This is a genomic window from Sphingomonas sp. Root720, assembly GCF_001428605.1.
In the GTDB taxonomy this organism is placed as follows: Bacteria; Pseudomonadota; Alphaproteobacteria; order Sphingomonadales; family Sphingomonadaceae; genus Rhizorhabdus.
In genome coordinates this window covers 757866-783313 of the sequence record NZ_LMID01000011.1, presented here as the reverse complement: position 1 = coordinate 783313, position 25448 = coordinate 757866, and the positions used below count along the sequence as shown (strand labels likewise).

19 protein-coding genes are annotated in these 25448 nt (G+C 64.1%); 10 read left to right on the top strand and 9 right to left on the bottom strand.

Annotated elements, in window-relative coordinates; translation table 11 throughout:
• Positions 1–942 precede the first annotated feature (942 nt).
• From ASE22_RS14390 to ASE22_RS14375, 4 genes are all read left to right on the top strand, one after another.
• Entirely contained in the window at positions 943–1281 is a 339-nt protein-coding gene (locus ASE22_RS14390) for a carboxymuconolactone decarboxylase family protein (RefSeq protein WP_056360638.1), read from the top strand.
• On the top strand, positions 1278–3431 hold the full coding sequence (locus ASE22_RS14385) for a molybdopterin-dependent oxidoreductase (RefSeq protein ID WP_056360634.1): 2154 nt from the start codon (positions 1278–1280) through the stop codon (positions 3429–3431). Before ASE22_RS14390 ends, ASE22_RS14385 begins: the two co-directional genes overlap by 4 nt.
• A gap of 250 nt (positions 3432–3681) precedes the next feature.
• Positions 3682–5790, top strand: a complete 2109-nt coding sequence (locus ASE22_RS14380; RefSeq protein ID WP_056360628.1) for a TonB-dependent receptor — start codon at positions 3682–3684, stop codon at positions 5788–5790.
• 101 nt (positions 5791–5891) lie between these two features.
• Positions 5892–6326, top strand: a complete 435-nt coding sequence (locus ASE22_RS14375) for a nuclear transport factor 2 family protein (RefSeq protein WP_056360625.1) — start codon at positions 5892–5894, stop codon at positions 6324–6326.
• Positions 6327–6437: 111 nt separating this feature from the next.
• On the opposite strand, the gene ASE22_RS14370 is transcribed toward ASE22_RS14375, so the two are convergent.
• The 4 genes from ASE22_RS14370 to ASE22_RS14355 all read right to left on the bottom strand — a co-directional run bounded on the left by ASE22_RS14370 (position 6438) and on the right by ASE22_RS14355 (position 12724).
• Positions 6438–7613 carry an MFS transporter gene (locus ASE22_RS14370; protein WP_056360623.1) on the bottom strand — a complete coding sequence of 392 codons (1176 nt, stop codon included), beginning with the start codon at positions 7611–7613 and terminating at the stop codon, positions 6438–6440.
• Between the two features lie 221 nt (positions 7614–7834).
• On the bottom strand, positions 7835–10024 hold the full coding sequence (locus ASE22_RS14365) for a TonB-dependent receptor (RefSeq protein ID WP_056360619.1): 2190 nt from the start codon (positions 10022–10024) through the stop codon (positions 7835–7837).
• A gap of 353 nt (positions 10025–10377) precedes the next feature.
• The gene (locus ASE22_RS14360; protein WP_082545885.1) at positions 10378–11748 is read right to left on the bottom strand and encodes an MFS transporter; all 1371 of its coding nucleotides are present in this window, start codon (positions 11746–11748) and stop codon (positions 10378–10380) included.
• Positions 11749–11848: 100 nt separating this feature from the next.
• Complete coding sequence (locus ASE22_RS14355) at positions 11849–12724, bottom strand: TauD/TfdA dioxygenase family protein (RefSeq protein ID WP_056361288.1); 876 nt, start codon at positions 12722–12724, stop codon at positions 11849–11851.
• Between the two features lie 313 nt (positions 12725–13037).
• Between ASE22_RS14355 and ASE22_RS14350 the strand changes: the two genes are divergently transcribed.
• The 4 genes from ASE22_RS14350 to ASE22_RS14335 all read left to right on the top strand — a co-directional run bounded on the left by ASE22_RS14350 (position 13038) and on the right by ASE22_RS14335 (position 16504).
• Positions 13038–13715: a glutathione S-transferase family protein gene (locus ASE22_RS14350; protein ID WP_056360614.1), complete on the top strand. Its 678-nt coding sequence runs from the start codon at positions 13038–13040 to the stop codon at positions 13713–13715.
• The gene (locus tag ASE22_RS14345) at positions 13712–14326 is read left to right on the top strand and encodes a hypothetical protein (RefSeq protein ID WP_056360611.1); all 615 of its coding nucleotides are present in this window, start codon (positions 13712–13714) and stop codon (positions 14324–14326) included. Before ASE22_RS14350 ends, ASE22_RS14345 begins: the two co-directional genes overlap by 4 nt.
• 94 nt (positions 14327–14420) lie before the next feature.
• Positions 14421–15845, top strand: a complete 1425-nt coding sequence (locus ASE22_RS14340; RefSeq protein WP_200933180.1) for an amidohydrolase family protein — start codon at positions 14421–14423, stop codon at positions 15843–15845.
• Positions 15842–16504, top strand: a complete 663-nt coding sequence (locus tag ASE22_RS14335) for a glutathione S-transferase family protein (protein WP_056360609.1) — start codon at positions 15842–15844, stop codon at positions 16502–16504. Before ASE22_RS14340 ends, ASE22_RS14335 begins: the two co-directional genes overlap by 4 nt.
• Before the next feature lie 60 nt (positions 16505–16564).
• Here the strand turns inward: ASE22_RS14335 and ASE22_RS14330 are convergent, their stop codons facing one another.
• Positions 16565–17479 carry an NAD(P)/FAD-dependent oxidoreductase gene (locus tag ASE22_RS14330; protein ID WP_056360606.1) on the bottom strand — a complete coding sequence of 305 codons (915 nt, stop codon included), beginning with the start codon at positions 17477–17479 and terminating at the stop codon, positions 16565–16567.
• Positions 17480–17554: 75 nt separating this feature from the next.
• A complete protein-coding gene (locus ASE22_RS14325; RefSeq protein ID WP_156397226.1) occupies positions 17555–18721 on the bottom strand; it encodes a hypothetical protein in 1167 nt (388 codons plus the stop codon).
• A gap of 262 nt (positions 18722–18983) precedes the next feature.
• On the opposite strand from ASE22_RS14325, the gene ASE22_RS14320 reads away from it, so the two are divergent.
• Both ASE22_RS14320 and ASE22_RS14315 read left to right on the top strand, forming a co-directional pair.
• A complete protein-coding gene (locus ASE22_RS14320; RefSeq protein WP_056361283.1) occupies positions 18984–19334 on the top strand; it encodes a RidA family protein in 351 nt (116 codons plus the stop codon).
• 13 nt (positions 19335–19347) lie between these two features.
• The gene (locus ASE22_RS14315; RefSeq protein WP_056360600.1) at positions 19348–20043 is read left to right on the top strand and encodes a class I SAM-dependent methyltransferase; all 696 of its coding nucleotides are present in this window, start codon (positions 19348–19350) and stop codon (positions 20041–20043) included.
• 20 nt (positions 20044–20063) lie between these two features.
• Here ASE22_RS14315 and ASE22_RS14310 read toward each other — a convergent pair whose 3' ends face one another.
• The 3 genes from ASE22_RS14310 to ASE22_RS14300 form a co-directional block, all read right to left on the bottom strand.
• Complete coding sequence (locus tag ASE22_RS14310) at positions 20064–22529, bottom strand: LuxR C-terminal-related transcriptional regulator (RefSeq protein WP_056360598.1); 2466 nt, start codon at positions 22527–22529, stop codon at positions 20064–20066.
• Positions 22530–22629: 100 nt separating this feature from the next.
• A complete protein-coding gene (locus tag ASE22_RS14305; protein WP_056360595.1) occupies positions 22630–23781 on the bottom strand; it encodes a DUF917 domain-containing protein in 1152 nt (383 codons plus the stop codon).
• Positions 23778–25334, bottom strand: coding sequence for a hydantoinase/oxoprolinase N-terminal domain-containing protein (locus ASE22_RS14300; RefSeq protein ID WP_056360591.1), 1557 nt, complete (start codon positions 25332–25334; stop codon positions 23778–23780). Before ASE22_RS14300 ends, ASE22_RS14305 begins: the two co-directional genes overlap by 4 nt.
• Positions 25335–25448: the final 114 nt, after the last annotated feature.

Below are 25448 nucleotides of genomic sequence, written 5' to 3'. Positions count from 1 at the left end.
CCCAACCGCTGATCCGCTGCCCGATATTGTCCTGGATCTCATTGATCGCGGCCCCGCATTCGGCAGGTGTGAGATGGACCCAAGTGCACGAGCCAGAGGCATTCAGGGCGTAGAGTTCACCGCTTGTTGGCTGTTTTGCACCGCATCGACTTTGTTCGATTCCATTGACAAATCAGACGCCTGCGGAGAGCAGGCTGCGGTCAGGGCAAGCGCTGTCAGCGATGCCACGGAGATTGTTGGCCGCCAGAGGCCGCGCATGCGTCGGCGCGCTCCGGTATCAGGCTGTGATGTCTTCTTCACGACGTCCCCAGTTCGGGCGACGCCTTGGCCTCGGCTTGTCTCGTCGCGCCTATGTCCTCTCGGGGCGACGGCCAAAGCCGGATGTTAGTAACCTGCTACGCACAGGCGCATGCGCCTTTACCGTTGCCGGCTGGACATACGCGCATGCCACCCGGCCTCCAGAAACTGGTGACCGAGTCTGCGTAGAGAGGTTACTAGGCCCCGCTCCCGAGTGTCGCGGGAGCACGGGTCTGATTGCTCGCTTCGCGGCAGGAAGCAGGCCCAATGTGCCCCATTCTAGTCGGCTACAGCGAGGCGCTTCCAACTTGCGATCTGGCCAAAGGCCATAATTCCTCAGCCCGTGTCCGGGTGCCTCGCTGCGTCTATTGCAGTTCGTCCAACATCCTGCCTGAGTTCCTCTCAGACTGTAAAAATGCGCCACTCAAGGCCGACATGCCCGCCAACGGAACTCTGTACAAAATTAGTGTGGTGTCTGATCGATAAGGGATGGGACGCCGAGCACAAAATTTCCTTAACCCAATGATCCATCTGATTTATTTCGAGAATTAATAGCAGCACCGATATCGCAGCCCTAGTTGGCTCAATTGTGAGAGCCCAGCCGGTCATTTAGCTTGGGGCTTCCGCCACCACAGGAAGAAAGCCATGAACTGGAATGATACCCGCGATCATTTGCTCGCCAATGTCGGCAAATTGCACGAACTGTCTCCCGACACCGTGGCGGGCTATCTCACCGCCTCCGGTGCCGGTCGCAAGACCGCCCGGCTCGATGAAAAGACCCGCCAGCTCATTGCCTTGGCGGTCGCCGTGACAACGCGCTGCGACGGCTGCATCTCAGTCCATAGCAACGAGGCTATGAAGGCTGGCGCGAGCCGCGAAGAACTGGCCGAAGCCCTAGGCGTCGCGGTGTCCATGAACGCCGGTGCAGCCTTGGTCTACTCCACCCGCGCCCTTGACGCCTTCGACAACACCACAGGGCAATGACCCCTACCCCGTCGGCGGGAAAACGGTCGTCGCATATCATCTGCCCGATCTGCGAGGCGGGGTGCGGGCTGCTGGTCGAACTGGACGGCGAGACCGTCACGTCGATCCGCGGCAATCCGGCCGATGTGGCAAGCCGGGGCCATGTCTGCCCCAAGGGTGTGGCGCTGAAGGATCTACTTGAAGATCCCGATCGCCTGCGAACGCCGATGATCCGACATGGCGATGACTGGAGACGATGTAGCTGGGACGAGGCCCTGGACCGGGTAGCCGATCGGCTTCACGAAATCCGCTCCGGCCACGGCGGCGACAGCATCGCCGTCTATGGCGGCAATCCTACCGCCCACAATTTGGGTATCCATAGCCACTACCCGCCGTTTCTGGCCGAACTCGCCACCCGCAACATCTATTCCGCTGCGTCGCTCGACATCCTTCCGGTGCAGTTGGTCGCGCTCGCTCTGTACGGACATCAGTTCCTGCTGCCCGTCGCGGACATCGATAGAACCAGCCACCTGCTGGCGATCGGGGCCAACCCTATGGTCTCCAACGGCAGCATGATGACGGTTCCCGACTTTCCCGGACGCCTGCGGGCACTGAGGGCGCGGGGTGGACGAATGATCGTGATCGATCCGCGCCGCACCGAAACGGCGAGGGTCGCGGACGAGCATCATTTCATCCGACCGGGAACCGACGCCTTCCTGCTGCTGGCGATGATCCATGTCCTGTTCGAGGAAGGACGCGTCGATCTCGGCAAGATGAGCCATCATGTCGATGGTCTCGAGGCGGTACGGCGACATTGCGCCACGATTTCGCCCGAACGCGCCGCTCTGCGGACCGGCATCGCACCGGAGGTGATCCGCGCGCTCGCACGCGATCTGGCCGATGCAAAAGGCGCGGCATGCTATGGTCGAATCGGCATATCGGTGCAGCGGTTCGGTAGCCTGTGCCAATGGGCGATCCAGCTCCTCAATCTTCTGACCGGCAACTTCGATCGTCCGGGCGGCGTCATGTTCGCCGATCATGTCGCACCGGACATGCCGTCGATAGCCGATGCGGGCGCCGTCGGGAGATGGCATAGCCGGGTTTCAGCCTATCCGGAGTTCAGCGGCCTGATGCCCGTCGCGGCACTTGCCGAGGAGATCCTCACCCCCGGCGAGGGCCGCGTTCGTGCACTTGTCTCGCTGGCCGGCAATCCGGTGCGGTCCGCACCGAACAGCAACAAGATGTCCACGGCGTTACGCTCGCTCGATTTTTTCGTCGCCATCGACTTCTATCTGAACGAGAGCAACCGACTGGCCGACATCGTGCTTCCACCGGTTTCGCTGCTCCAGCGCGATCATTACCCGATGTTCACGGCCCGCTTCGGTGTCCGCAACTCCGCCCGCTATACCCGCGCGCTGTTACCGGCAGGCCCCGACGAGCGGCAGGACTGGGAGATATTAGAAGAGTTGACCCGGCGCCTCGCGTCTCGCGGCAATAGGCCCGCTACGCCCATTTCGACGCCGGAGGCCATGCTCGCCGCCATATTGGCGCGCAGCCCGCGTCCCGACATCACCGTCGATGCCTTGCTGGCCCGACCGAACGGTATCGATCTCGGCCCACTACAACCCTGCATGCCCGGTCGGCTGATGACCGCGAGCAAGCGCATCGATCTGGCCTGTCCGGCGATCCTCGACGACATAGGCCACCTGCTCGACCAGGCCAGCGATGACGAGCATCTGCTGATCGGTCGCCGCAACGCTCGCTCCAACAACAGCTGGATGCACAATCTCCCTCGCCTGATGGCGCGCAGGCCGGACCATCATCTGCTCATCCATCCCGTCGATGCCGCGCAGCTCGGGCTGGTCGACGACGACTGGGCGGAAGTCAGCACGGCAACCGGCGCGGCGACCACCCAGATCCGGATCTCCGACGAGATCATGCAGGGCAGCCTCTGCTTGCCGCATGGATGGGACCACCGTGTAGCAGAACCGCACTGGAAGATCGCCGGCCGGCTGCCGGGTGCCAATTTCAACCTGCTCGTCGACGAGAAACTCGTCGATCGGCCATCGGCGGGCTCGGTGTTTCAGGCTATCCCCTGCCAGGTCCGAGGGCTGCGGCCGGATCACCAGGCGGAACGTGCCGGCCAGGATAATATAGCGAGGTCCGAATGACAGTCGCGAGGGCAATCCTGATAAGCTAATCCGGCTTCGCACTGGAAATGAGAGGGTGCGCTATTTGGTCGCGCAGGGAGACGAACGGCGCTCCCCCTCTATTCTGCTGCCAACCCACCTTTATGGGGATGAGGCCATTCCCTACCCCTCGCGTAGCATTTCCATCTCTTCCCGGGAGCCCAGAACATGCCCCGGGACGCGAAAGGGGAAATCAATGATCAAAATCAGTAGTGGAACTATCGCGATCCTCATGGCGTCCACCGCGGCGATCTCGACGTCGGCGCTGGCGCAGACCGGCGGGGCTGAAGGCGGCAGCGCCGGCGACATCGTCGTGACGGCGCGCAAGCGTTCGGAGAACCTCCAGAAGGTTCCGGAATCCATCAGCGTGATATCGAGCACCGTCATCGCGAATGCGGGCGTCCGGAACGTGGAGGATTTTTCGAAGTTCACCCCCAATGTGAACATCAACACCGGCTTCGGGCCGGCCTATACGGTGCTCACCGCACGCGGCATCACCACCCCGCAGGGCGCCGAAGCGCCGATGGCGATCGTGATCGACGGCGTGCAGCTGAGCGACCTCACCTTTCTGAACATCGATCTGGTCAACATCGACCGCATCGAGGTGCTGCGTGGTCCCCAGGGCTCGCTCTATGGCCGCAACGCGATCGCGGGTGCCATCAACATCACCACGAAGAAGCCGACCAACGCCCTGTCGGCGATGGCGAAAATTTCCTACGCCAACGGCGATGACAAGGTCGCCCAGGCGAATGTCTCCGGGCCGATCGCCCGCGATGCGCTCTACTTCTCGCTGAGCGGTTCCTATCGCAAGTTCGACGGCAATTATAAGAATGATCCCGCGCAGCGGATCACGACCTTCCCGGATCCCGCCTTCAACGGCTATTTTCCGAATGTCGGAACCCGCCGCAACGCCAACATGATCGACGACAAGTCGGTGCGGGCGGCGCTGATCTACAATGAAGGCGGCGCCCTGAACGTCGAACTCCGCGGCAGCTACACCGATTCCGTTTTCGGTTCGTTCGGCAACGAACTCGTGCTGGGACAGTCGGACCTGAACGACAAGCGATCGCACCTCGCCACCAACCTCGATCTCGACCTTTACAGGAAACTGTACGAGGGGTCGCTGAAGGTCGATTATGATTTCGGCGGCGCGACGCTGTCATCCATCAGCTACCGCAACCGCGCGCGCCAGTCCCAATATGGGGACGGCGATTTCTCCACGCTGCCCGCGCTCACGCAGGACGTGCGGATCAATATCGACGCTTTTTCGCAGGAAGTCCGCCTGGCTTCGAACAACAGCTCGGGCATCACCTGGCTCGTCGGCGGCTTCTACCAGGACCGCAAGACCGGGCGCGTCCTGGTGATTCCGTTCGAGCTCAATCCGACCGTGTTCCTGCAGGACAGCAACGATCATAATCGGAGCAAGGCCTACGCCGTTTTCGGCCAGACCACGGCCGACATCGGCTCGGCGTTCCAGCTGACGCTCGGACTGCGCTACGATCATGACAAGCGCAGCTCCGACGACGATGGCTCGACCGCCCCGCCGAACAATGCGGTGGCGAAGTCGTTCAAGGCGCTCCAGCCGAAGATGTCTCTGAAATATAACTGGGATCAGAATTTCCAGACCTATGCGACCGTTGCGCGCGGCTTCCGCAGCGGCGGGTTCAATGCGGCGACGAGCACCCAGCGCCAATATGCCCAGGAAACCAACTGGAGCTACGAACTCGGCTTCAAGGGCAGCTTCCTCGACAACCGGTTATTCCTGAGCGGCGCCGTCTATTATATCGAGCTCAAGAACGAGCAGATCTACTTCGTCACCACCAATCCGCCGGCGCAGAATCTGACGAATATCGACAAGACCAGCAAGACGGGGTTCGAGCTCGAAATGACGGCTCGCCCCATCGACCGGCTCGATGTGACGCTCGGGATCGGTACCGCCGACAGCGTGATCAAGGGCTTCGCTGCGCAACCAGCCACCATCGACAACAAGACGCCCCAGTCGAATGGCTATAGCGTGACCGGCTCGATGCAATATCGCATCCCGCTGGGCGGCGACTTAGAGCTTCGTCCGTTCGTCAGCTTCGAACGCCGCGGACCGATCTACTGGTCCGCGGACAACAGCTTCCGCACAGGACCGAAAAATCTAGCGGATCTCCGACTGTTCCTCGACAGCGAGCACTGGTCGATCGGCGCGTTCGCCAAGAACATCACCAACACCCGCTTCCCGACAGTCGTCGGCCCCAACGCAGCCAACTTCGCGCCGCTCGGCGGCCCGGTGCTGACGCTGCGGACCATGAACACCCCGCGGTCCTACGGCATCGAAGCCAACGTCCGCTTCTGACGGCGTCAACGTCCGACTGGCCGGGGTTGAAAAGCCCCGGCCATTTTTTCACATGATTCCGGGCCCCGCCATGCGGGGCTTTTGCGCAACGGGACTTCATCATGGCACGAGAGCAAAAGCTGGAGGCCGTCTATCGGCTGTTTCGCTGGCTGAACCGGGTGGGATCGACCGGTGAGGACATGACCCTGGCGCATATCGCCGCGATCTTCACGCCGCGAGCGCCGATGTACCTGAACGGCGACATAATCTGCCACGATCACGCGACCCATCTGCAGCACGCGCTGGATCTGCGCGCGCAGATGGCCAAGTGGAGGTTCAACATTCCCTTCGAGCGCGTGGTCGTCGAGGGCGACAACGTCGTCGGCTATTATACCGTCGATTTCGAGGACAAGACCGGCAAGAAGAACCGCATGTACGACTTCTGCTTCTTCACGGTCGAGGACGACAGAATATCGAGCATCCTGGAAACGGTCTATTTTTCCGAGCAACCGCTCGACATCAAATCCTTCGCCCAGGACGAAGCCGCACCGACCTGATCGTCGATCGAAAGCCGCCGATCGTCGACCAGCCTCTACATCGCCCAAAAGACCGCCGCGCCCTCCCCTCCGGGAAGGCGCGGCTTTTCATACGCCCGGAGGACAGCATCGTCACCGATCCGATCGATCAGCGGCCGACCGCATCCGACGGGTCGCGAGCAGGATGAGCAGCGCCGACAGCAGCAGCGAAATCCCCGCCGCCGGCCCGATCCACATGGCCGAGTGCCGGGCGCTGACGAGCGCCCCCATGCCCGATCCCAACGCGACGCCCGCCACCAGGAAGGCGGGCCCGACCGATGCGATCCGACCCGATCGGTCAAGTTTCGCGAGCAGGGTGAAGAAATAGGGGACGATGAACATCGTCGTCGTCGACATCCAGAACAGCCCCGCCAGGAACAGGTTGCTGTCCCCGCCGAGCGTCATGACCTGGAAGACCAGCGCAAGCACCAGGGTCGAGCCGACGATGGGCAGGCGCATGCCCCAGCGTTCGCCGACCACATCCGCCAGGATCGCGCCGATGAGCGCCACGGCCAGGCCGATCGAGATCGTCCCGGTGACCCAGGACGGCTCCAGCCCCATCAGCCGCCCAAGCGGGACCGAATAGGACAGGATGCCGTTCTGGCCGATGAAGAACAGCGTGATCGCGAACAGGGCCGGGATCGCCATCGGGCTGATCGTCGCCTTGATGCCCTGGTCGACCTGCGGTGCGATACGCTTCACCGGCAATCTGTGGAGCAGCGCCACGCCCACGACGCATATGAGCGCGTTGCACAGGAATATACGCACGATGTCGGTGGTCGCGACGACCAGCGTCCCGACCATGATGAACGCTGCCGAAAAGGCGCTCTCGGTCAATTGAAAGATCACATAGCCCTTCTGGACATGAACCGATTCCGCCACGATCCGGTTCGTCGCGTTGAGCACGATGCCGAGCAGCCCGCCCGCCAATAGGCAGGCCCCGAAGAGGAGCTCGGGGGTGGCAGCCTGGGTCGCAAGATAGATCAGCGCCGCCGCCGGCAGGATCATCCTCGCGAGCCGGTCGGGGCGCACTTTCGCGAAAAGGACGGGCGTCAGCAGGTTGAACAGGGCGGTCGCGATCAGCTGGCTGGTGGCGACGAAACCCCCGAACCATGGCTCGGCCCCTACCCTTTCCCCCATGCCGCTCACCCATACGGGGACCAATGTTGAACCCGAAAAGCCGATCGAATTGACGATGGCAAGGCGCAGCAGCAGCAGCCACGGAACCTTGCCCGAACTCGCCTCCGCGGGCGCCGATTGCGGAATCACGACTGGATCGACTTGTACTGGCGCATGCGCATGAAAAGGCTCCGGTTCGGTTTACGACCGAGAGATTGTCTGCAGGTGCGATCCCGACCAAGGCGGTCCCGCGAGTGGTTCGGCACAGCTTACGGGTGGTGCCGCACCAATCGACCGAACGCTCCCGCACCAACGGCGCGGAAACGTTCGACCAAGGATGGCGAGCGGCTCGCAGGACCGCTCGCCGAACCTCAATATTGCAGCTGGACGCGCAGGCCGATCTGACGGCCGCGCGAAATCGACGCCATCTCGCCACCCGACGCGATCACCGTTTGCGCCGCGAACTCCTTGAACTGCTTGTCGGTCAGGTTCTTGCCGAACAGCGCGACTTCCCAACGCTTGTCCGTCGATTTGAGGCCGAACTGGGCGTTAATCTGAACATAGCCGTTCTGGTAATGGTTCGGATTGTTGATCGTCCCCGCCATGTAGCGGCTGCGCCCGAACGCTTCGAAGCCTTCGATCATCTGCAGATCATCGGAGATCGCATGTTCGTTGTTGATCCGAACGCCGCCGCTCCACTTGGACGACATCACGGTCGCGGTGCCGGAAAGATCCTGTCGGCATACCTGCCCGGCCGGGGTCGCGATCTGCAGGGCATAATAACAGGCGACACCCGGATAGCTCAGATATTTGGCGTCCGTGTAGGCGAAGACGGGGTTGATCGAGAGACCTCGTACCGGCTTCCATAGGAGCTCCGCCTCCACGCCCTGAGTCCGGGCCTTGCCGACGTTCGCCACCTGGAAGGATGCGACCCCGTCGAACACCGAGACCTGCAGCCCCTTGAAGGTCGTCCGGAAGGCATCGATCGAGAAGCTCAGCTGATTGTTCAGCACCAGCCCCTTGAGACCGATCTCGAACGACTTGGCAGCTTCGGGACCGAAGCGACCCGCCTGGTTCGGGTCGGTCCCCGAATAGACGCCGTCGAAACCGCCCGACCGCGCGCCTTTGACGAACTTGCCATAGGCCATCAGTTCGTCGCTGAACTTATATTGGGTCACGACCTGCGGCTGCCAGTGATCCTCGCGGTTCTTCAGGCCGAAGAAGGCGTGCGGCGCTCCGCCGAACCGCGAGAAAGCCGAATTGAGGGCGCTGTTCTGCTGGGCGAGATATTGCGCCTCGGTGAAGTCGTCCATGCCGGGCACGATGGAGAAGGCGATGGCCGACTGATCCGCCGTCATGTTGATCTTCGTATAGCGGACCCCGGCCTCGACGCTGAACTTGCTGGTCAGATGATAGGTGAGGTCCGCATAACCCGAATAGGTGTGGGTCACCCGGTCGAGGATGAAATAGCGGCCGACGGGCGGTGTGGGAGCGCCCAGCGGCTGGATGTTGAAAAAATTGGCGCTGGCGATCTTGAACCGGTTCCGCTCGTAATATCCGCCGGCGAGATATTCCAGCTTGCCGACATCGCCGAAGATCCGCGCTTCGTGGCTGAACTGATTGAAATGCGTGGTCACGAGCGCGTGGAACAGCGCGAGCGGAGAAGCATCGGCATCGATACCGATCCGATAGAGCTCCGTGCGATAGGCGGTGGTGGTGGCGATCGTCGCGCCGCCAAGGATCAGCTGTCCATCGATCTGGTAGGTCTGGTTCCGCAGACGGAAGAAGTCGGTATTGCCGAAGGGCGCGACATCGTTGGTAACGGATCGGTGCCCATCCAGCTTGATTTCCGGAAAGGCGATCGCCGGGATCGCATTCTGGACATAAGGCTGCAGCACGCCGCCCTTCTGGTTGAAATGATCATATTCCGCCTTCAGGTAGAAGGTCAGGTTGGGCGAAGGTTCGACCTTCACCGTTCCGCGCAGCGCATATTTGTTGTCGCGCGGCTCGGTCTTTCCGGAAATGTCGTTGCGGATCCACCCCTTCGCAAGCCGGTTGTAAAAGCCCGCGAAGCGCGCGCTGAGGCCTTCCGCGACGGGGATGGTGAAGCCGCCCTGGGTCAGTATTTCGCGATTGTTGAACTCGTAAGAGGTCGACAGATCGGCCTCCAGCTGATCGCCGGGCTTCTTGGTGGTGATGTTGAGCGCACCTGCCGTCGTGCTGGTGCCGTAGAGCAGTACCTGCGGGCCCTTCAGGATTTCGACCCGATCGATGTCGAACAGCGGGATCCGCGCATCCTGATCGCGGGCATAGACGACATTGTCGACGAACTTGCCGACGGCCTGATCGAACGAGCCGTTGGATCCCGAACCGAAGCCGCGAATGAGCGTGAACGGGGCGGCCGATCCGTAGGACACGAACAATGCGGGCTGGGTCACGACGAGATCACGAATGGCCGCGATGTTCGCGGTCTTGAGCTGGTCGCCGCTCACGGCGGAAATGGCGACCGGAATGTCGCGCATATTCTCGCTCTTGCGGCGGGCGGTGACGACGATGTCCATCGCCCCGCCTGCGCTGGCCTCATCGGCGGCGGCCTGCGCTGCGGACGGCGCGGGTATACAGATCGCCCCGGCGATGGCTGCTAAACATGTAGCCCCCTTCACAGAGGCAAGACCGTTCATCTTTTTGAAATACATGTTTCCTATCCCCTTTTTATAGAAAGCCTTCTAATTCAAGTCGCTACTGGGACGATATTTTCAGGATGATAGTATCTTGATACAGTCGGTTTCCGATCCGGGATCTATGGGTGGTTATGGTATTTAATGGGTGGGCTCGATCCACATCGGATATTATTGGCCAGCCATTGACCAAGACAGCCAATTCCGAGCCCGTTACAAGGAAATGATTGCCGGCATCATGAAATGCTGGTGGGCGCGGCCGACGCGCCGGAATCGGCCTCCGCCGGCAGGTTTTCCCAGAGCTTCAGGTCCTCGACCGCGGCGCGATAGGGCTTGATCGCGCACCCCAGCAACACGGCCGCCAACGGCAGCGACAGCGCCGCCAGCAGGGCCAGCGCATGGGCCAGCCCCGAACTCGCCGGGAAGAGATGATCGCTGAACAGTCCGGCGAGCGGCGGACCGACGGCAAATCCCCCGAAGGTCAGGCCGAACAGATACAGCGCGGTGATCTGGCCGCGGAAACGGTTGGGCGTGGTCGCGAGCAGGGCGGCGAGGCTGACCCCGAACGGCGCCGCCCCGGCCATGTTGAACAGCGCGAGGCTGGCCATCATCGACATCGTATCGCGCGCGACGATCGTGATCAGGATCGCCGAGATCATCAGCAGGATCATGCTCCAGAAAGCGATCTTGAGCGTCCGGCCCGGATCGCCCGCCCGGACGCCCCGGTCCGCCAGCATGCCGCCGCCGATCATGCCGACCACCGATGCGACGAGCAAGGCCGGGCCATAAAGACCGGCGACATCGATGGGAGTCCATCCGAGTTCGCGGATCAGGAGGGTCGGAATCCACATGCTGAAGGCATAGGTGCAGACCGCACAGAGCCCCATGCCGCCGATGTGAAACGAGAGGAGCCGACGCCGATAACGCAGATAGGCGAGGATGCCGCTCGTCTGCTGCGTCTCGACGGACTGGCGCCGGGGGGGCTCGCGTATCAGCATGACGAGCAGGCCCAGCACGAAGCCCGGGGCGCTCACCGCCAGCAAGGTGAGCTGCCAGGTCCGGAGGTCACCGAAGACGGGAAGATGGACCGAGCCGCCCTGCCCCACAACTCCCGCCAGCCAGCCGCCGACCATTACTGCCAGCGCACCGCCCACCGAGGCTCCGGTGATGAAGACACTGGCCGCCCGCGCGCGCATCTGCGGACGGAAATAGTCGGCGATGAGCGACAGCGCGGCCGGCGACAGCGCGGCTTCGCCCAGCCCCAGCCCCATGCGACACAGGAACAGCGTCCAGAAGGATTGAGCGAAGGCACTGAGGGCCGTCATCGAGACCCACAGCAGCACGCCGGTCATGATGAGCCACTTGCGGCTGATGCGATCCGCCAGCAGACCTAGCGGATAGCCCAAGGTCGCATAGAACATAGCGAAAGCCAGCCCATGAAGCAGGCCGAGTTGCGTGTCCGTCAGGCCGAGGTCCGCCTTGAGCGGCCCGACCAGTAGGGTCAGGATCATCCGGTCGATGAACGAGAGGCAATAGAGCATTGCCAGGAGCATCACGACTGACCAGGCCCGGACGGGTGACGGCCAGCGTGCGCCGCCGCCGGTCACGCTCTCATCCTGCGAAGTGGTCGCCGCCTTCGTCCGATGACGATTCGTTCGCGCCCATCCCAGGCGCGACGGACGCCCGTGCGGGGTGCGCCGGATGCCATCAGGCGGCGTCCTCCAGGATGGTGGTCCGTCGCAATTCCCTGCGCTGCGACGTGTCGTAGGGCCTACCCCGATGCAGCGTGGTCCGATTGTCCCAGATCACCAGGTCGCCGGGCGCCCATTGATGTCGATAGACGAACGATCGCTGCGTGGCATGTTCGAGCAGGTCCATGAGGAGCATGCGTCCCTGAGCCGTGGGTATTCCCAGCACCTTGCGCGCATGCGCTCCTATGAAGAGCGAACGCCGGCCGTTCCTCAGTCTGCTCACGATCGGCCAGACCGCGGGAGGAATGCTGTCGCGTTCCTCCTCGGTCGGAAAGGCGCCGAGAAGTTCGCGCGAATGAAAGGCGAAATGCTCCGCCTCCAGGGGCTCGAGATAGGCCTTCGTCGCGTCGTCGAGCGCGTCATACGCCATGCGCATGTCGGCGAATTCGGTGTCGCCGCCCGATGCCGGGCAGATCACCGCCGACAACATCGAATAGCTGACCCGATCCTGCTGGAACGAGCTGTCGCTGTGCCACAGCTGGTTAGCGAGATTCGAAAGCATGCGGCGGCTTTCCGGGCCGGACAGCGCACCGTCATTGTCGACGTTCGAGATGTCCATCAGCGCCTCGTAATCGAGGCGGGTGGCCGCGTAGGTCCGGTCCTTCGAATGGATCACTGCCTTGCGGAGGCCGAGGTCGAGCGCGCCGAAGCGGCAGGCGAAGGCGATCTGCTCGGCCTGCTCCAGCGGCTGTCGATTGAACACCAGCACCGCATAGCGGTCCATGCCGTCGTTGATCGCCGCAACGGTCTCCCGATCGAGTTCGCTCGCCAGCGCCACGCCGGTCACCCGCGCCGCGAAACCGTCCTGAATGGGTTGAAACGCGATTGCCACGACGTCCGTCTCCTTCTTCGAAAAGCCGACATGCCAGGCGCCACCCCGTGCAGGCCCGCGCCCATGGCCGATGCTGGCTCCCATCCTTGTCGTTGAAGCTAGGCGGCTACGGATCGGCCGCCATCGGATTATGGTGTGGTAGGGCCGCTAATTGGGAGGGGATTTCTCCACGCCGCCCGTCCGTGCCGCGGTGGCCGCCACCTGAATCTCAGGACAACCCACTCGTAAAGCCTGTGCCCGCGCGTCCGCGCTCCGCTTAGGACCATGGCAGCAGCCGCAACCGCGGCATGCCGGTCCGAAGAGAGCCCCGTGCATGAAGCTGTATATCTTTCCCGAAGGCCCCTTCCCGCGTCGCATCCTGTGCTACCTCAAAATGAAGGGCATCGGCGGCATCGAGATCGAAGAGCGTGACATCTTTGATCGGGAGGCAATGACGAGTCCGGAATTTCTGGCCCTGACGCCTGCGGGAAGCCTGCCCGTGCTGGTGACCGACGGCGGCGTGTCGATCACCCAATCGTCCGCCATCATGGATTATCTCGAGGAGATGTTCCCGGATCCGCCGATGGGCGGACGCGACGAGGGTGAACGCAGGCGGCTGGAAACCCAGGCGCAACTGATCAACGACGTGATGGCCTATCGCAAGATATCGCTGGCCACGACCACGCCCTACCTCACTTATTATCAGAAGGTCCGGGCGCCGGAAGCATCGCTGGTGACGGACAGGCTGGATTGGAGCCGGTGCGAGCAGATCAGCCTGGTCATGGGGCAGCACGCCTTCCTGACCTCCGACGTCCCGACCATCGCGGACATCATGCTCTATACGATGCTGGAATATATCCGGCCGGTCTACGACCGCTTCTTTCCGCCGCACCTCCTCAACCTCACGGCCTGGTACGAGCGCTTCGGCGCGATCTACCCGCTGGAGCCGTACCGGCTGGAGCCCGGCTACATCCACCGAATGAGCAATGGCATGGTGAAAGAGCGGATATGACACCGACCATCTATGTGGAAGACTGGGCGCCATACGCCTATCTGGTGAAGGCGCTGTTCCGGGTGGCGCCCAACCTCAAGGTCAGGCTGGGCCGCTATGACGAACTCGATCATCCCGTCGTGGCGGAGCGCTTTCTGGTGTCCGCGTTCATCGCCTATCGGGACGAGCTGGAACCGACCTTCTCCTTCCTGAGCGTGGGCGAGGCGCTGGATCGTCGCTTCGCCGAACTCTCCCTGTGCGGAGAAACCCCGGTCGCGCGCGGCGTGGTCCGCTCGCTGTGCCAGATCATCGACGAAGGCCACCTCATGCTGGCAGCCAGTCATATCGGCGATTTGCCCGGTTATGACGGCCCGATGTGGCATGCGGGATCGCCGGCACCGGATGCCCTGCTCGAAACCTATGGCAAGAAGATGGGCATCGTCGAACGCTACGCCACGGGCGACAGCTTCCTGTTGGGGCCAAAAGCCTATCTCCCCGATCTGATCGTGGCGGCCTGCATCTGGTATGCCTGCGACATCGGCATCGAACCGATCCCCGACAACTGCCCGAAATTGCAGGCCTGGTATCGACGCAACGTCGAGACAGGCATCTTCCGCCATCCGACCCCCTGACGGCCAATATGGCGGCGGGCACGGCGACGGGGGGCCGGGCCGGCTTTTGGAGTGGGTCGCTTCCCCCCCGCCTGACGGCCACCGATAAGCTCGCATGATGCAAGAGACAGCCGATCTCATCATCCGCGCCTGGCACATCGTCACGATGAATCCCGCGCGCGATATCCTGCTCGATCAGGCCGTCGCGGTCAGGGGACGGCGGATATGCGCGATCGGAGCGCCGGACGACCTGCGCCGCCGCTTTCCCGGCGCTCGGGAAATCGGTGGTCAGCGCTTCGTACTCGCGCCGGGCATGGTCAACACGCACATCCACGTCACGGGCGAAACGCTGTTCAAGAGCTTCATTCCCGACCACCTCGGCTTCGAGGAGCATGTGTTCGAATGGCTAGGGCCCCTGCTCGCCGCGCGACGCCCGGGGGACGATCGGCTGGCAGCCCGCCTGACAGCGGTGGAGATGCTGCGCAGCGGCACGACCTGCTTCCTCGAGGCGGGCTCGAGCCAGTTTCTCGACGAAACCGTCGACGCGCTGCTGGAGACCGGCATTCGCGGACGGGTCGGCGGCTGGATCTGGGACGTTCCCGACGAACCCGCGCCCTATCGGCAGACGACTGATCAGGCGATCGCCCGTCTTCAGGATCAGCTGGAACGCTATCCCGATCGAGACGGTGGCCTCATTGCCGCTTGGGCGATCCTCGTCGGACACACCACGGGCACCGAACATCTCTGGAGAGCCGCGACCGCCCTCGCGATGGAGCATGCCGCCGGCTTCGCCTTCCACATGTCGCCGGATGCGATCGACATTCGCGATTTCGATCGCCGCTATGGCCGGCGACCGCTCGAACGGCTCGCCGACATCGGGGTCATGGATCAGCGGCCCGTCGTCACCCACCTCGTCCATGCGAGCGATTCCGAAATCGACATCCTCGCGCAGAGCGGTGCGCATGTGAGCCACTGCCCCACCTCGGCGATGCGCTGTGGTTATGGCGTCACCCAGATCGGCCGCTTTCCCGAGATGGCCGATCGGCGGATCAATGTGACCATCGGCACCGACGCGGCCAATTCGGCCAACCACGCCGATCTGATGCGTGCCGCGCATGCCGTCGCGGGTCTGTTCAAGGACGCGAGGCGCGATCCGTCCATCTTCCCAGCCGCGCAGGTGTTCGAAATGGCGACGCTGGGCGGCGCCAGAGCCTTGCGGCTCGACGATGAGATCGGGTCGATCGAGGTCGGCAAATACGCCGACCTGGTCCTGCACGATACCGACCGGCCCGAATGGCGCCCGCTCCTCGACGTCGTCAATCAGCTGATCTGGTCCGCCGACGGGCGGGGCGTCCACACCGTCCTCGTCGATGGCCGGATCGTGGTCGAGAACGGCCGGTGCGTCACCGTCGACGAAGATGCCCTCTGGCGCGAGGCCCAGCAGGCCGGAGAGGCGCTCGTCGCGCGCTTCGGCAAGCCGATGCGGGACGGCACCCGCGCGCTCCCCCCTTCCCCGAACCACGATTGGAGACGAACATGAAACTCTATCAATTCCCCTGGGGCATCTATCCCCGGCGCATCCACGTCTATCTCAAGGAAAAGGGAATTTCCGGGATCGAGATGGTCGAACTCGACGTCGTCGCCGGCGACAATCGCAAGCCGGACTATCTGGCGCGGAACCCGACGGGCACCATTCCGGCCCTGGAGACAGATGATGGCCGCGTCATCTGCCAGTCCTCGACCATCCTGCTGTATCTCGAGCAGCTTCATCCGTCGCCCGACATGATCGGCGGGACGCCCGCCGATCAGGCGCGCACCCACGACCAGCTGGCGCTCGTCAACGAAGCCTATAACTTCGCCGGCATCTGCACCTATTATGGCAGCCCGCTCTTCGTGCAGCGGCGCAAGCCCAGCGACGAAGTCGCCAAGGCGATGCACTTCGAATATGCGCGCGTGTTGGCCAGCCTGGAGGGGATGGCCGGTGGCGGCGATTATCTCGGTGGTGAGACGCCGAATATCGCCGACGTCACCTTCTTCGCGTCCGAACAGTTCATGCGCGATCTGTACAAGCTGCGGCTTCCGAAGGAGCTCACCAAGCTCGAAGCGATCTTCAACCGCTTCCTGCAGCGCCCCAGCGCGGCCCCCGAAGCCTATCCGGATTTCATGGTCCCGATCGCGCCGCTGCGCGATTTTCTCTAAGCCGCTCGCGGCGGAACCCGTCGTCCACGGCCGATCCCCGATCGGCCGTGGCGGGCCGTCTCACAAGGCCCGTGCGATCTCCTCCTCGATGAGCGACATGTGGATGGCCATCGCGGCCGCGACGCCATCCGCGCTGGCGAAGCTGGCATTATGGGGCTGGCGGGCACAGTCGCCTGCCGCATAGATCCCACCGGCCGTGGTCGCGCGGCGCTCGTCGGTCCGGACGATCGGCCCCAAAGGCCCCTCGTCGACCACGACGCCGAGACCATCGAGCCAGTCCAGACCCAGGCTAATCCGCGGGACCGTGTAGAGAACGTCCACCGCTATCCGACGACCGTCGTCCAGTTCGACGCCCTCCAGCGCGCCATCGCCACCGACCAGCCGCCGCACCGGGCCCGTCTCGACCAGGACCTTGCGGGCACCAAGCCGCGCCCGCTGCGTCTCGTCCAACTCGATCAGCCCGCTGGTGAAGAGGGTCACCGGCCCCCAATCCGCCACGACCAGCGCCTGATGCACCGCCATGGGGGTGGTCGCGAGAACGCCCGTCGGACGATCGGCGAACGCATAGCCGTGGCAATAGGGGCAGTGCAGCACGGTCTTGCCCCATCGGCCTTCCATGCCTTCGATATCGGGCAGCATGTCGCTGACACCAGCCGCGAGAAGCAGGCGGCGGGACTGAAGGACGTCGCCGCCGGTGGTGAGGACCCTGAACCCCTTTCCGCTCCGCTCGACCGCCGACACCTCGCCCTGGACGATCCGCACCGACGGATAGCCGAGCGCTTGGTCGCGCTGCCGGGCCGTCATGTCCGCAGGACCCGCGCCGTCCCATCCGAAGACGCCGTGCGAATGGTCGGCGAACCGGTTCCGCGGTCGGCCGGCATCGATCACGGCCACCTTTCGCCGCGCCCTGCCGCACAGCAGCGCGGCACTCAGCCCGGCGATGCCGCCGCCTATGATGATCAGATCTTCGGACATGGGTCTTCTCGTCCTGTCGCTAGGGGAAAAAGCGCGGCCCGGATGGCGCGCGGGCGCGGTATCGCTCCGGCCGGATCAAGCCGGCGGAACGACCATTTCCATGTCGCCGATCGTCGCGGGGGACGGCTGCCGCCACGTCCCGAGCACGAAAAGGCATCCCGCCAGCAGGACGAGCACCGACGCCACGATGCCGACCAACGGATAGCCGCCGATGCGGATGAAGCTTTCGGCGAGCAGCGGCCCGCCGGCCACCCCGATCAGGAGCAGCGCCGGCCCGCGCGAAGGTAGTCGACCGGTCGGATCGAGCCCGGCCAATATCGCGAAGACATAGGGGACCGTGCCCATGGTCAGCGCCTGCACCAGGATCGCGCACAGGGCGAACAGGATCGGGCTGTCGGTCCGGACGGCGAAGACCAGGATCGTCGCGAGGCTGCAGGTGGTGAGGATCAACGGCGCGACCACGCCATAGCGCACCCCGACGAACTTGCTCGTCACGGCGCCCATGATGCCACCTACCGTCGCGATGGCCATCAGCCGGCTCATGTCGATCGCCCCGATCCCGAGCTGTCCGCCGATCGCCATCTGATGCTGATAGAAGGCGCCCTGCCCGATGAAGAAGGTGACGAAGGCGAGCATGGCAACCGGGACGCGCCAGTTCGGCCCGCCATGCGTTGCGTCCGGCGCGTCCCGCGGGCTCTTCGTCCCGATCGAAAGCCTGTGCATGAGCAGCGCCACCGCGAGCGCCATGACGGCCAGCAGGCCGAACACAGACCGGAGGCCGAACATCGCGAGAAGGCTTCCGGCCACCACATAGAAGGTCGACGAGAAGACGACCTCGCACATCTGCGCCGTCGCATAGTTGCTCTGCACGCTATGCGAGCGCGCCAGCAGCGCGTTGGAACCGCTCAGCAACAAGCCCAACGCCATGCCCAGACCGATGGCGGCGGCAGCGAAGATCCAGCTGTTCGTGCTGCTGGCCATGACCACTCCGCACAGCGCCGCGGCGCCGGCCGCGACCTTCGCCAGATCCTCGCAAGCCATGCGACGGAACAGATAGGGCGCGGCCAGATTGACGACGGCAGCAGCACCGAGTTGCGCCGAACCGACGACGCTGCCCCACCAGACCGGCACGGACAGAAACCGGTCGATGGTCGTGATCCACAACGCCATCGCCGTGGTCGCCGAAAAACCGACGCTGTTGGCGAAGGCGAGGCTCAATACGCGCTGTGTGGACCTCATCATTCCCCTTTCGGCACCAATGGCTCCTATCGCCGACTATGCTTCGAACGCTGGCCGAAAATCCCGGTCCATTCGGGTGGCTCCGATGAGGATAAGGGTGGCCGGAAGCCACGGCCGCCCGGTCATTTGTAACGGCCGGGCCTTCGGGCCCCGGCCTGGCGCGATCGGCACCGTGCCCCCTTCGCTTTGGTCATGTTTCCACCCGCGATCATCCTTGCCGCGACACCCGCTCGGACAGCATGGCTTGGGCGAAGGAGACCATGTCATGAACCTGATCTACAAGAATAGCGGCCCCCGGCTCAGCCACATCGTCATCGCCGGCAACACCGCCTATGTCGCCGGCCAGCTGCCGGAACCCGATTGCGCGCCCGACGTCGCGCTTCAGGCCCGCCTGGTTCTGGAAAAGGTCGACAAGCTGCTCGCCGAGGCGGGCTCCGGACGCGACCGCATCATCATGGCAAGCGTCTATCTCGCCGATATGGACGACTTCGCGACGTTCAACGACGTGTGGGACGCCTGGGTCGTCCAGGGGCGCACGCCGGCCCGGGTCTGCCTGGAATCGCGCCTCGCCCGACCCGAATGGAAAGTCGAAGTCGCGGTCATCGCGGCGGTTTGATCGGATCGGCAGCATGGATTTCGACAAGACCCCACCCGTTCCGGTCGCCGACTACCGGACGTTCCAGAACATCGTCCCCGGCATCGCAGCGCTCTACGAGAATATCGATGCGATCCTCCGGCACAGCCTGCCGGACCATGCGGAGATCCTTGTGGTCGGCGCCGGCGGCGGGCGCGAACTCGAAACCTTGCTGGCATCCCCGGGCGCGTTCAGCCTGACCGGCGTCGATCCCTCCCAGGCGATGCTCGACCTGGCGCGCGACCACCTTCCGGCCGGAAGCGCGGACCGCGTCTCGTTGATCAAGGGGTATGTCGACGACGTCCCGGCCGACCGTCAGTTCGCGGCCGCGACCTCCGTCCTCGTCATGCATTTCCTGCCGGACGACGGCGCGAAAGCCGCCTATCTGAGCGCGATCCGGGCCCGGCTTCCTGCCGGGGCTCCCTACATCCACGTCGATGTGAGCATCGAAAGCGATCTGGAAGCCGACAATATCGCACCCGTCTTTCGCCAGAGGGGCGCGATATTGGGCCTGCCCGAGGATGTCGCGACGAGGCCGGCCGATTTTGCCCGGGCCATGCGCTCCCCCATCGAGAAGCGCGTGGTCGATCCCGCCAGGAACCGCACATTGCTCCACGATGCGGGGTTCGAGGTCATCTCACCATTTTTTCGCAGCCTGTGGTTCACGGGCTGGTGGGCGCGCGCGGTCTGACCGCCGAGCGCCGCCGCCGCTCACTGTATGCGGAAACTGGTCATCGACACGCTGACATTATGCTCGGTGCGCTTCTGGAGATTGATCAGGTAGGACGTCACCAGCTCGGAGCGGCTGGTGACGTGGAACAGCCTGAAGAGATTCTTCAGATGCCACTTCACCGTGTTGTCGCTGGCATCGAGCAGCCGTGCGATTTCCTTGTTCGACAGCCCCTTGATCAGAAGATCGGCGATCTCTTCTTCCTTGGCGGTCAACGACACGCCTTCGACGGCGAGGCGGTGCATTCGCCGCTCCCGCCGGATCGACATCAGGATATCGGTGACGAACTCGTCCTCGGCATGATTGGCGAACCGTCCCTTGCGTTGCTGGGTCCGCTGGCGATCGCGCAGGATCGGATAGATGTCCCGGCCGCGAGCGATGAACAGTCGGGTGAGGCCTTCGGGCATGGCGTATTGGATCGCCTCTCCAACCGCCTGGATCGCAGCCTCCATCGCATTCTGCCGTGCGAACGCCAGGCTCGACAGAACATGCCACTGGCTGCGCGACGCCGTGTTCTCGAGCCATAGATCGGACTGCCGGAATGCAGTCAGGCGGGCCAGGGCGGCTGCCGGCTCGTCGCTGCCGATCTCGATCTCTGCCAGCATCATCGTCGCCGCGAGCGCCAGCAGCCGATCATCGCGGTTCTGCGTGAGCTGCTGGAGGCTGACCTGTTCGGCCAGGCGGCCTGCCGCCTTGGCTTCGTCGGCACCGCACAGCTGTTCGAGCCAGCAGATCTGGGCGAGCCGTTCGAGCCGTCCGAGCCCCCGTCGCTGCGCGAAGCGGATGCAGGTGTCGATGATGTCGGCGCCGGCATCGAGCCCCTTGTCGAGCACCGCAAGCTTGGCCGACGTCAGGAACGTCGCCGCGTGGAACACCGGCTCCTGCGCCTCGACCCATGGAAGCGCATCGGCGAGGCACGATTGCGCGGTCGCGATGTCGTTCCCCTTGAACGCCTCCTGCCCGATCAGCGCGCGGGAGCAGCGCGCCAGGTCGGAGTTGAAGCCAAGCCGCTGCTGAACGGCCTCGAGCGATGCCCGAAAATACTGGATTGCGAGATTGCGCATCCCTGCGTCCGAACAGGCGCGCCCCTGCACGAGCCCCACCACCGCAATCGGCACCTCGGACCCCAGCCGGGTGTAAAGACGGCGGGAGCGTTCCCCCGACTCCAGCGCATCATCGGTTTCGCCGCGCTGCGCGGCCGCGATGCTCAGCGCATTCTCCATCAGCGCGACCGTCATGATGTCACTCGACGGAATCTGCTCGAGGCACTGCTCGATCTCCCGCCGGCTCTCGATCGACGGCGGGCGCTCTTCGAGCATGCGCATCAACTGCCCGACGATGGCGATCTCGAGCTGAAGATCGGCGCCGAGGCTCTCGCGCTGGCTGACGAGCAGGTCATAGTCGCGCATCGCCTGCCGGATTTCGCCGGAGCAAAATCGCAGCATCGCCCGCGCCAGGCGCAGGGCCGGGCTTGCTTCGACGAACTCTTCCGGGAGATCCTCGACGCAACTGTGCAACCAGTCCCGGCTCGACAGCCGATTGCGCCAGTCGACAGCCAACCGCCAGCCGCCGCTATGCTCGACCCATCGTGCGAGCTGCGCCCAGTTCTCGGCATAGCGTGCGTAGACGATCGCCGTTTCATGTTCGCCGATCGTCGAGAAGTAATCCGCCGCCGCATTATGGCGCGCGCGGATGGCGCCGAAACCCTTTTCCCGCTCGATCTCGCCCAGATGCCGCGCGAGGACGGGGTGGCACATTTGCCAGCGCGCAGCGCGGTCCGGCATGCGGCGTATCAGCCCGAATTTCAGACCGACGTCGAGCGCGCCGCTCCCCTGCCCGCTCCCGACCAGAAGATCGGTGACCGGCCCGTCCAGTTCCAGCATCGCCGACAATATGCCGAGCTGGCGGCGCTCCTCGGCGGTCGCTCCGGCCAGGATATGGTTTTCGCAGAAATCGTGGAAAGCCGCGGACAGCCCGGCAAAGACGCTGTCCATCTCCGCCGTGCCGCCCTGGCCCCGGTTCAGCCGGGTCACGATGGCCTGGACCGCGATCGGCCACCCGCCGGTCAATTCCAATATGCGGGCGACGGCAGCATGGCTGATGCCCGGCAGGGCGACCAGCACCTCGTCGCCGTTCATCCGCAACTGCTCGGCATCGAGAATCGACAGGGTTCCGTTGAGCTGGGCGACCGAAAGGTCCCGGGACGGGCACTGGCCCGCAACGACGATCAGCTTCCAGGCACGTTCGCCGCTCTCTCCGAGGCGATCGAGCACCGCCCCGTTCCGATCGCTCGCGATGACGATGGCGGCGTATTCGGGGGGCGGCAGCTCGGCGTCGTCCGAGAGCCAGACAAGCGGCTGCGATCCAGCCTGCGCAGCCCAGGTGCGCAACAATGCGCGCTTGCCGAAACCGGCACCACCGACGACCAGAAGGTCGCCGGTGGACAAGGCTTGTTCGATGCTCGCAATGAGACGCGGTCGGGGCGCTACCTCGGGAATGTTCGCCCGAAAGGCCATGCTCACCGCCTGCAGCTCGTCGGACCAGCCGTCATGCTTCGCACTCGGCGCTCTGGTCTTCTTCTGATCGGATGGTCTTCGACGATCGATCATTGAGCATCTCTACGGGCACATAATCGCAATCGATATCATATGCTCGCGGTCCGAGAAGCGAAAGGCCCCGTTCGGTCCGCCACATCGCCGGCGCGCGGGCCACCATCACCGTCACGCGCTGCCCGTAGCGCAGGCGGTCGGTGCCGATATGCTCGCCGGTCTCGCTGTCCAGAACGGTGATGAGATCGGGCACGGTGCCGCGAACCTCGCCGTTGATCCGCGCGACCAGATGCTCGTTCTTGAACTCGAGCTCGAGCTCGTCCTGCCCGCCCCCAAGCGACCGGATCACCGTGCGGCCGATGGTGAACCCCGTATCGCTGCGTCGGTGCACGTCGACGATCTTGCCCTCGATCAGCGTATCGGCCCAGCCGTAGAGCGGGGTATCGGTGAGCAGCCTGGCCACCGCTTCGAACGGACTCTTGCCCGATGCGCGCGCCTCGCGGATGGCCCGTCCGACCGCGATCGGATGCGTCACCGCGCCGGGCAGCGCGATCTTGCGCAACTGCGCTCCACTGATAGGACAGAAGGCGAAGATCGCGCTCCCGCCCATCTCGACGATCATCGAACGGGTCAGGCGTTCGCCCTTCAGATGATCGTCGGTGCGGATCACCACGGTGTTCATGAACTCGTCGGCGATGACGATCGGCGAGATGTCGAGATGGTTGATGTTGAACGCCGTCGCATGCACCGAAGGGACGCAACGCCCCGTCGGATCGGCATCGATCAGCGGCAGGCCGAGCCTCGCCGCGGTGACCGCCGGCAGGATCGAATTGAGCCCGCCCACTTCGCCGATCAGGATCCCGAAGACGGGCTTGCCGCACTCCTTCTCGACCTGCTCGATGACGCGGCGATCCTCACCGCCATTGGGCACCTTTTCGAGAAAGACGCTCGGTGCCCCCACGACGGCGGTCAGCACCACCATCGCATCGTCGGGCACCTCGTCGACGGACAGCAGCGGGATCTCGCCGCAGCGCTCCATTTCGATTTCGAGCATCAGCTTGCCAAGGTAGGTATCCCCGCCCCCGCCGCAGCCGAACAGACCTCCGCCAAGAGCGAAATCCTCGATATCTTCCCGTCGCAGCGTCTTCACTGAACCCCTCCCGCCACCAGGTCGCCCGCCGCCTTGACGCGGACGCGGACCGCCTGGCCCGGCACATAATCGATAGGCACTTCGTCCACTTCGACGATCTCCAATGTGCGCTCGTCGGCGCCCGCCTCGATGGCCCTGGACCGCGCCAGTTCCCGCGCGCCCTGCAAGGCGTTGTCGCGCCCGACCTGGCTGTAGACATAGATCTGGTCGACCTCGCCGCCCACCTGGGCGAGCGCGGCGCCGACCGCATTGGCGACCCCGCCATGGTCGAGCCTGACGATGTCGGCCGCCCCGTGGAGGTCGCCCTCCACGAGGATCGCACCGCCGCCGACGAGCACCACCGGCACCTCGTGCGAGGAAGACTTCATCCGGTCGATCCCGTCTTCCAACAGGCGCCGGATCGCATTGCGGGCGCGTTGCAGCATCGTCTTGTCGAGATGGCGAACCAGCGAGACGTCGCCGACATCGGCGAGGCCCGACGCGACCGCGATATCGGTCGCCGTCAGCGTCGCGCCGCCGAACACCAGTCCATCCTCGATCAGGCGGTAGCCGACCGAGCGCGGCCCGACCGAAACCATGTCGCCCTCGACCGACACGAGGCTTCCGCCACCAAGGCCGATCGACATCATGTCGGGCATGCGGAAATTGGTCCGCACCCCGCCGATGTCGACCGGAATATTCGATTCCCGCGGATAGCCGGAATGAATCACGCCGATGTCCGATGTCGTGCCGCCGATGTCGATCACGATCGCATCCGAAAGCCCGCTCAGCAGCGCGGCACCCCGCATCGAATTGGTCGGCCCCGATGCGAAGGTGAGCACGGGCGTCTTCGACACCGCCGCCGCGCTCAGGATCGTGCCGTCGTTCTGGCTGACGTAGAAGGGCACGTCGAGATCCATCTCGACGAACGCCTGCTTGAACGAATCGACGACATGATCGGCGAGAGTCAGCAGCGAGGCATTCATGATCGTCGCCGCCTCGCGCTCGAGCAGGCCGATACGGCCGATACGATGCGACAGCGAGATTCCCAGTTCGGGAAGCTCGTTCTGCAATATCTCCGCGGCGCGGAGCTCGAAGGCGGCGTTGGTCGGCGAGTAGACCGAGCATATCGCCGCGGCCGTCAGGCCCTTCGCCTTGATCTCGCGCGCGATGCCGACGAGCGCCTTCTCGTCCAGCGGCGTGATTTCGCGGCCGTCGAACTGGTTGCCGCCGCCGATGATCGCCGTCACGCCTTCGATGGCCGAGCGCATGGCCGCCGGCCAGCCCGAGAAGGGCGGCAGCGCCATCGTTGCCGGCGCTCCCAGGCGGATCGTCGCGACCGGGTTCAGATCGCGTGCCTGGACGAACGCATTGGTGAAATGCGTGGTCCCGATGACGGCATAGTCGATCGCCGAACGCTCGACCTTCGAAGTGTCTAGCAATGTCCGCAAGGACCGGATGATGCCGCCGCGCACGTCCGACGACGTCGGCGACTTGCAGGCGGAAACTACTTTGCTTCCATCCATCAATACGGCGTCGGTATTCGTTCCCCCGACGTCAATTCCGATTCTCATCTAAATCATTCTCCGTTCGGAGCCTCTAATTTCCGCAGTCGATTTCTAGCGGGCGCTCCGACGCGGCCTCAACCGCGCGCGAGAGTGGGATGGAAAGCCGGACGAGTGGCCAAC

Excerpts from the sequence above, each read along its gene's own strand:
- ASE22_RS14365 (WP_056360619.1), bottom strand. The coding sequence starts at position 10,024 with ATGGACATCGTCGTCACCGCCCGCCGCAAGAGCGAGAATATGCGCGAC.
- ASE22_RS14385 (WP_056360634.1), top strand. The coding sequence starts at position 1,278 with ATGACCCCTACCCCGTCGGCGGGAAAACGGTCGTCGCATATCATCTGC.
- ASE22_RS14325 (WP_156397226.1), bottom strand. The coding sequence starts at position 18,721 with ATGATGAGGTCCACACAGCGCGTATTGAGCCTCGCCTTCGCCAACAGC.
- ASE22_RS14390 (WP_056360638.1), top strand. The coding sequence starts at position 943 with ATGAACTGGAATGATACCCGCGATCATTTGCTCGCCAATGTCGGCAAA.
- ASE22_RS14320 (WP_056361283.1), top strand. The coding sequence starts at position 18,984 with ATGAACCTGATCTACAAGAATAGCGGCCCCCGGCTCAGCCACATCGTC.
- ASE22_RS14330 (WP_056360606.1), bottom strand. The coding sequence starts at position 17,479 with ATGTCCGAAGATCTGATCATCATAGGCGGCGGCATCGCCGGGCTGAGT.
- ASE22_RS14375 (WP_056360625.1), top strand. The coding sequence starts at position 5,892 with ATGGCACGAGAGCAAAAGCTGGAGGCCGTCTATCGGCTGTTTCGCTGG.
- ASE22_RS14350 (WP_056360614.1), top strand. The coding sequence starts at position 13,038 with ATGAAGCTGTATATCTTTCCCGAAGGCCCCTTCCCGCGTCGCATCCTG.
- ASE22_RS14345 (WP_056360611.1), top strand. The coding sequence starts at position 13,712 with ATGACACCGACCATCTATGTGGAAGACTGGGCGCCATACGCCTATCTG.
- ASE22_RS14300 (WP_056360591.1), bottom strand. The coding sequence starts at position 25,334 with ATGAGAATCGGAATTGACGTCGGGGGAACGAATACCGACGCCGTATTG.
- ASE22_RS14380 (WP_056360628.1), top strand. The coding sequence starts at position 3,682 with ATGGCGTCCACCGCGGCGATCTCGACGTCGGCGCTGGCGCAGACCGGC.
- ASE22_RS14335 (WP_056360609.1), top strand. The coding sequence starts at position 15,842 with ATGAAACTCTATCAATTCCCCTGGGGCATCTATCCCCGGCGCATCCAC.
- ASE22_RS14315 (WP_056360600.1), top strand. The coding sequence starts at position 19,348 with ATGGATTTCGACAAGACCCCACCCGTTCCGGTCGCCGACTACCGGACG.
- ASE22_RS14340 (WP_200933180.1), top strand. The coding sequence starts at position 14,421 with ATGATGCAAGAGACAGCCGATCTCATCATCCGCGCCTGGCACATCGTC.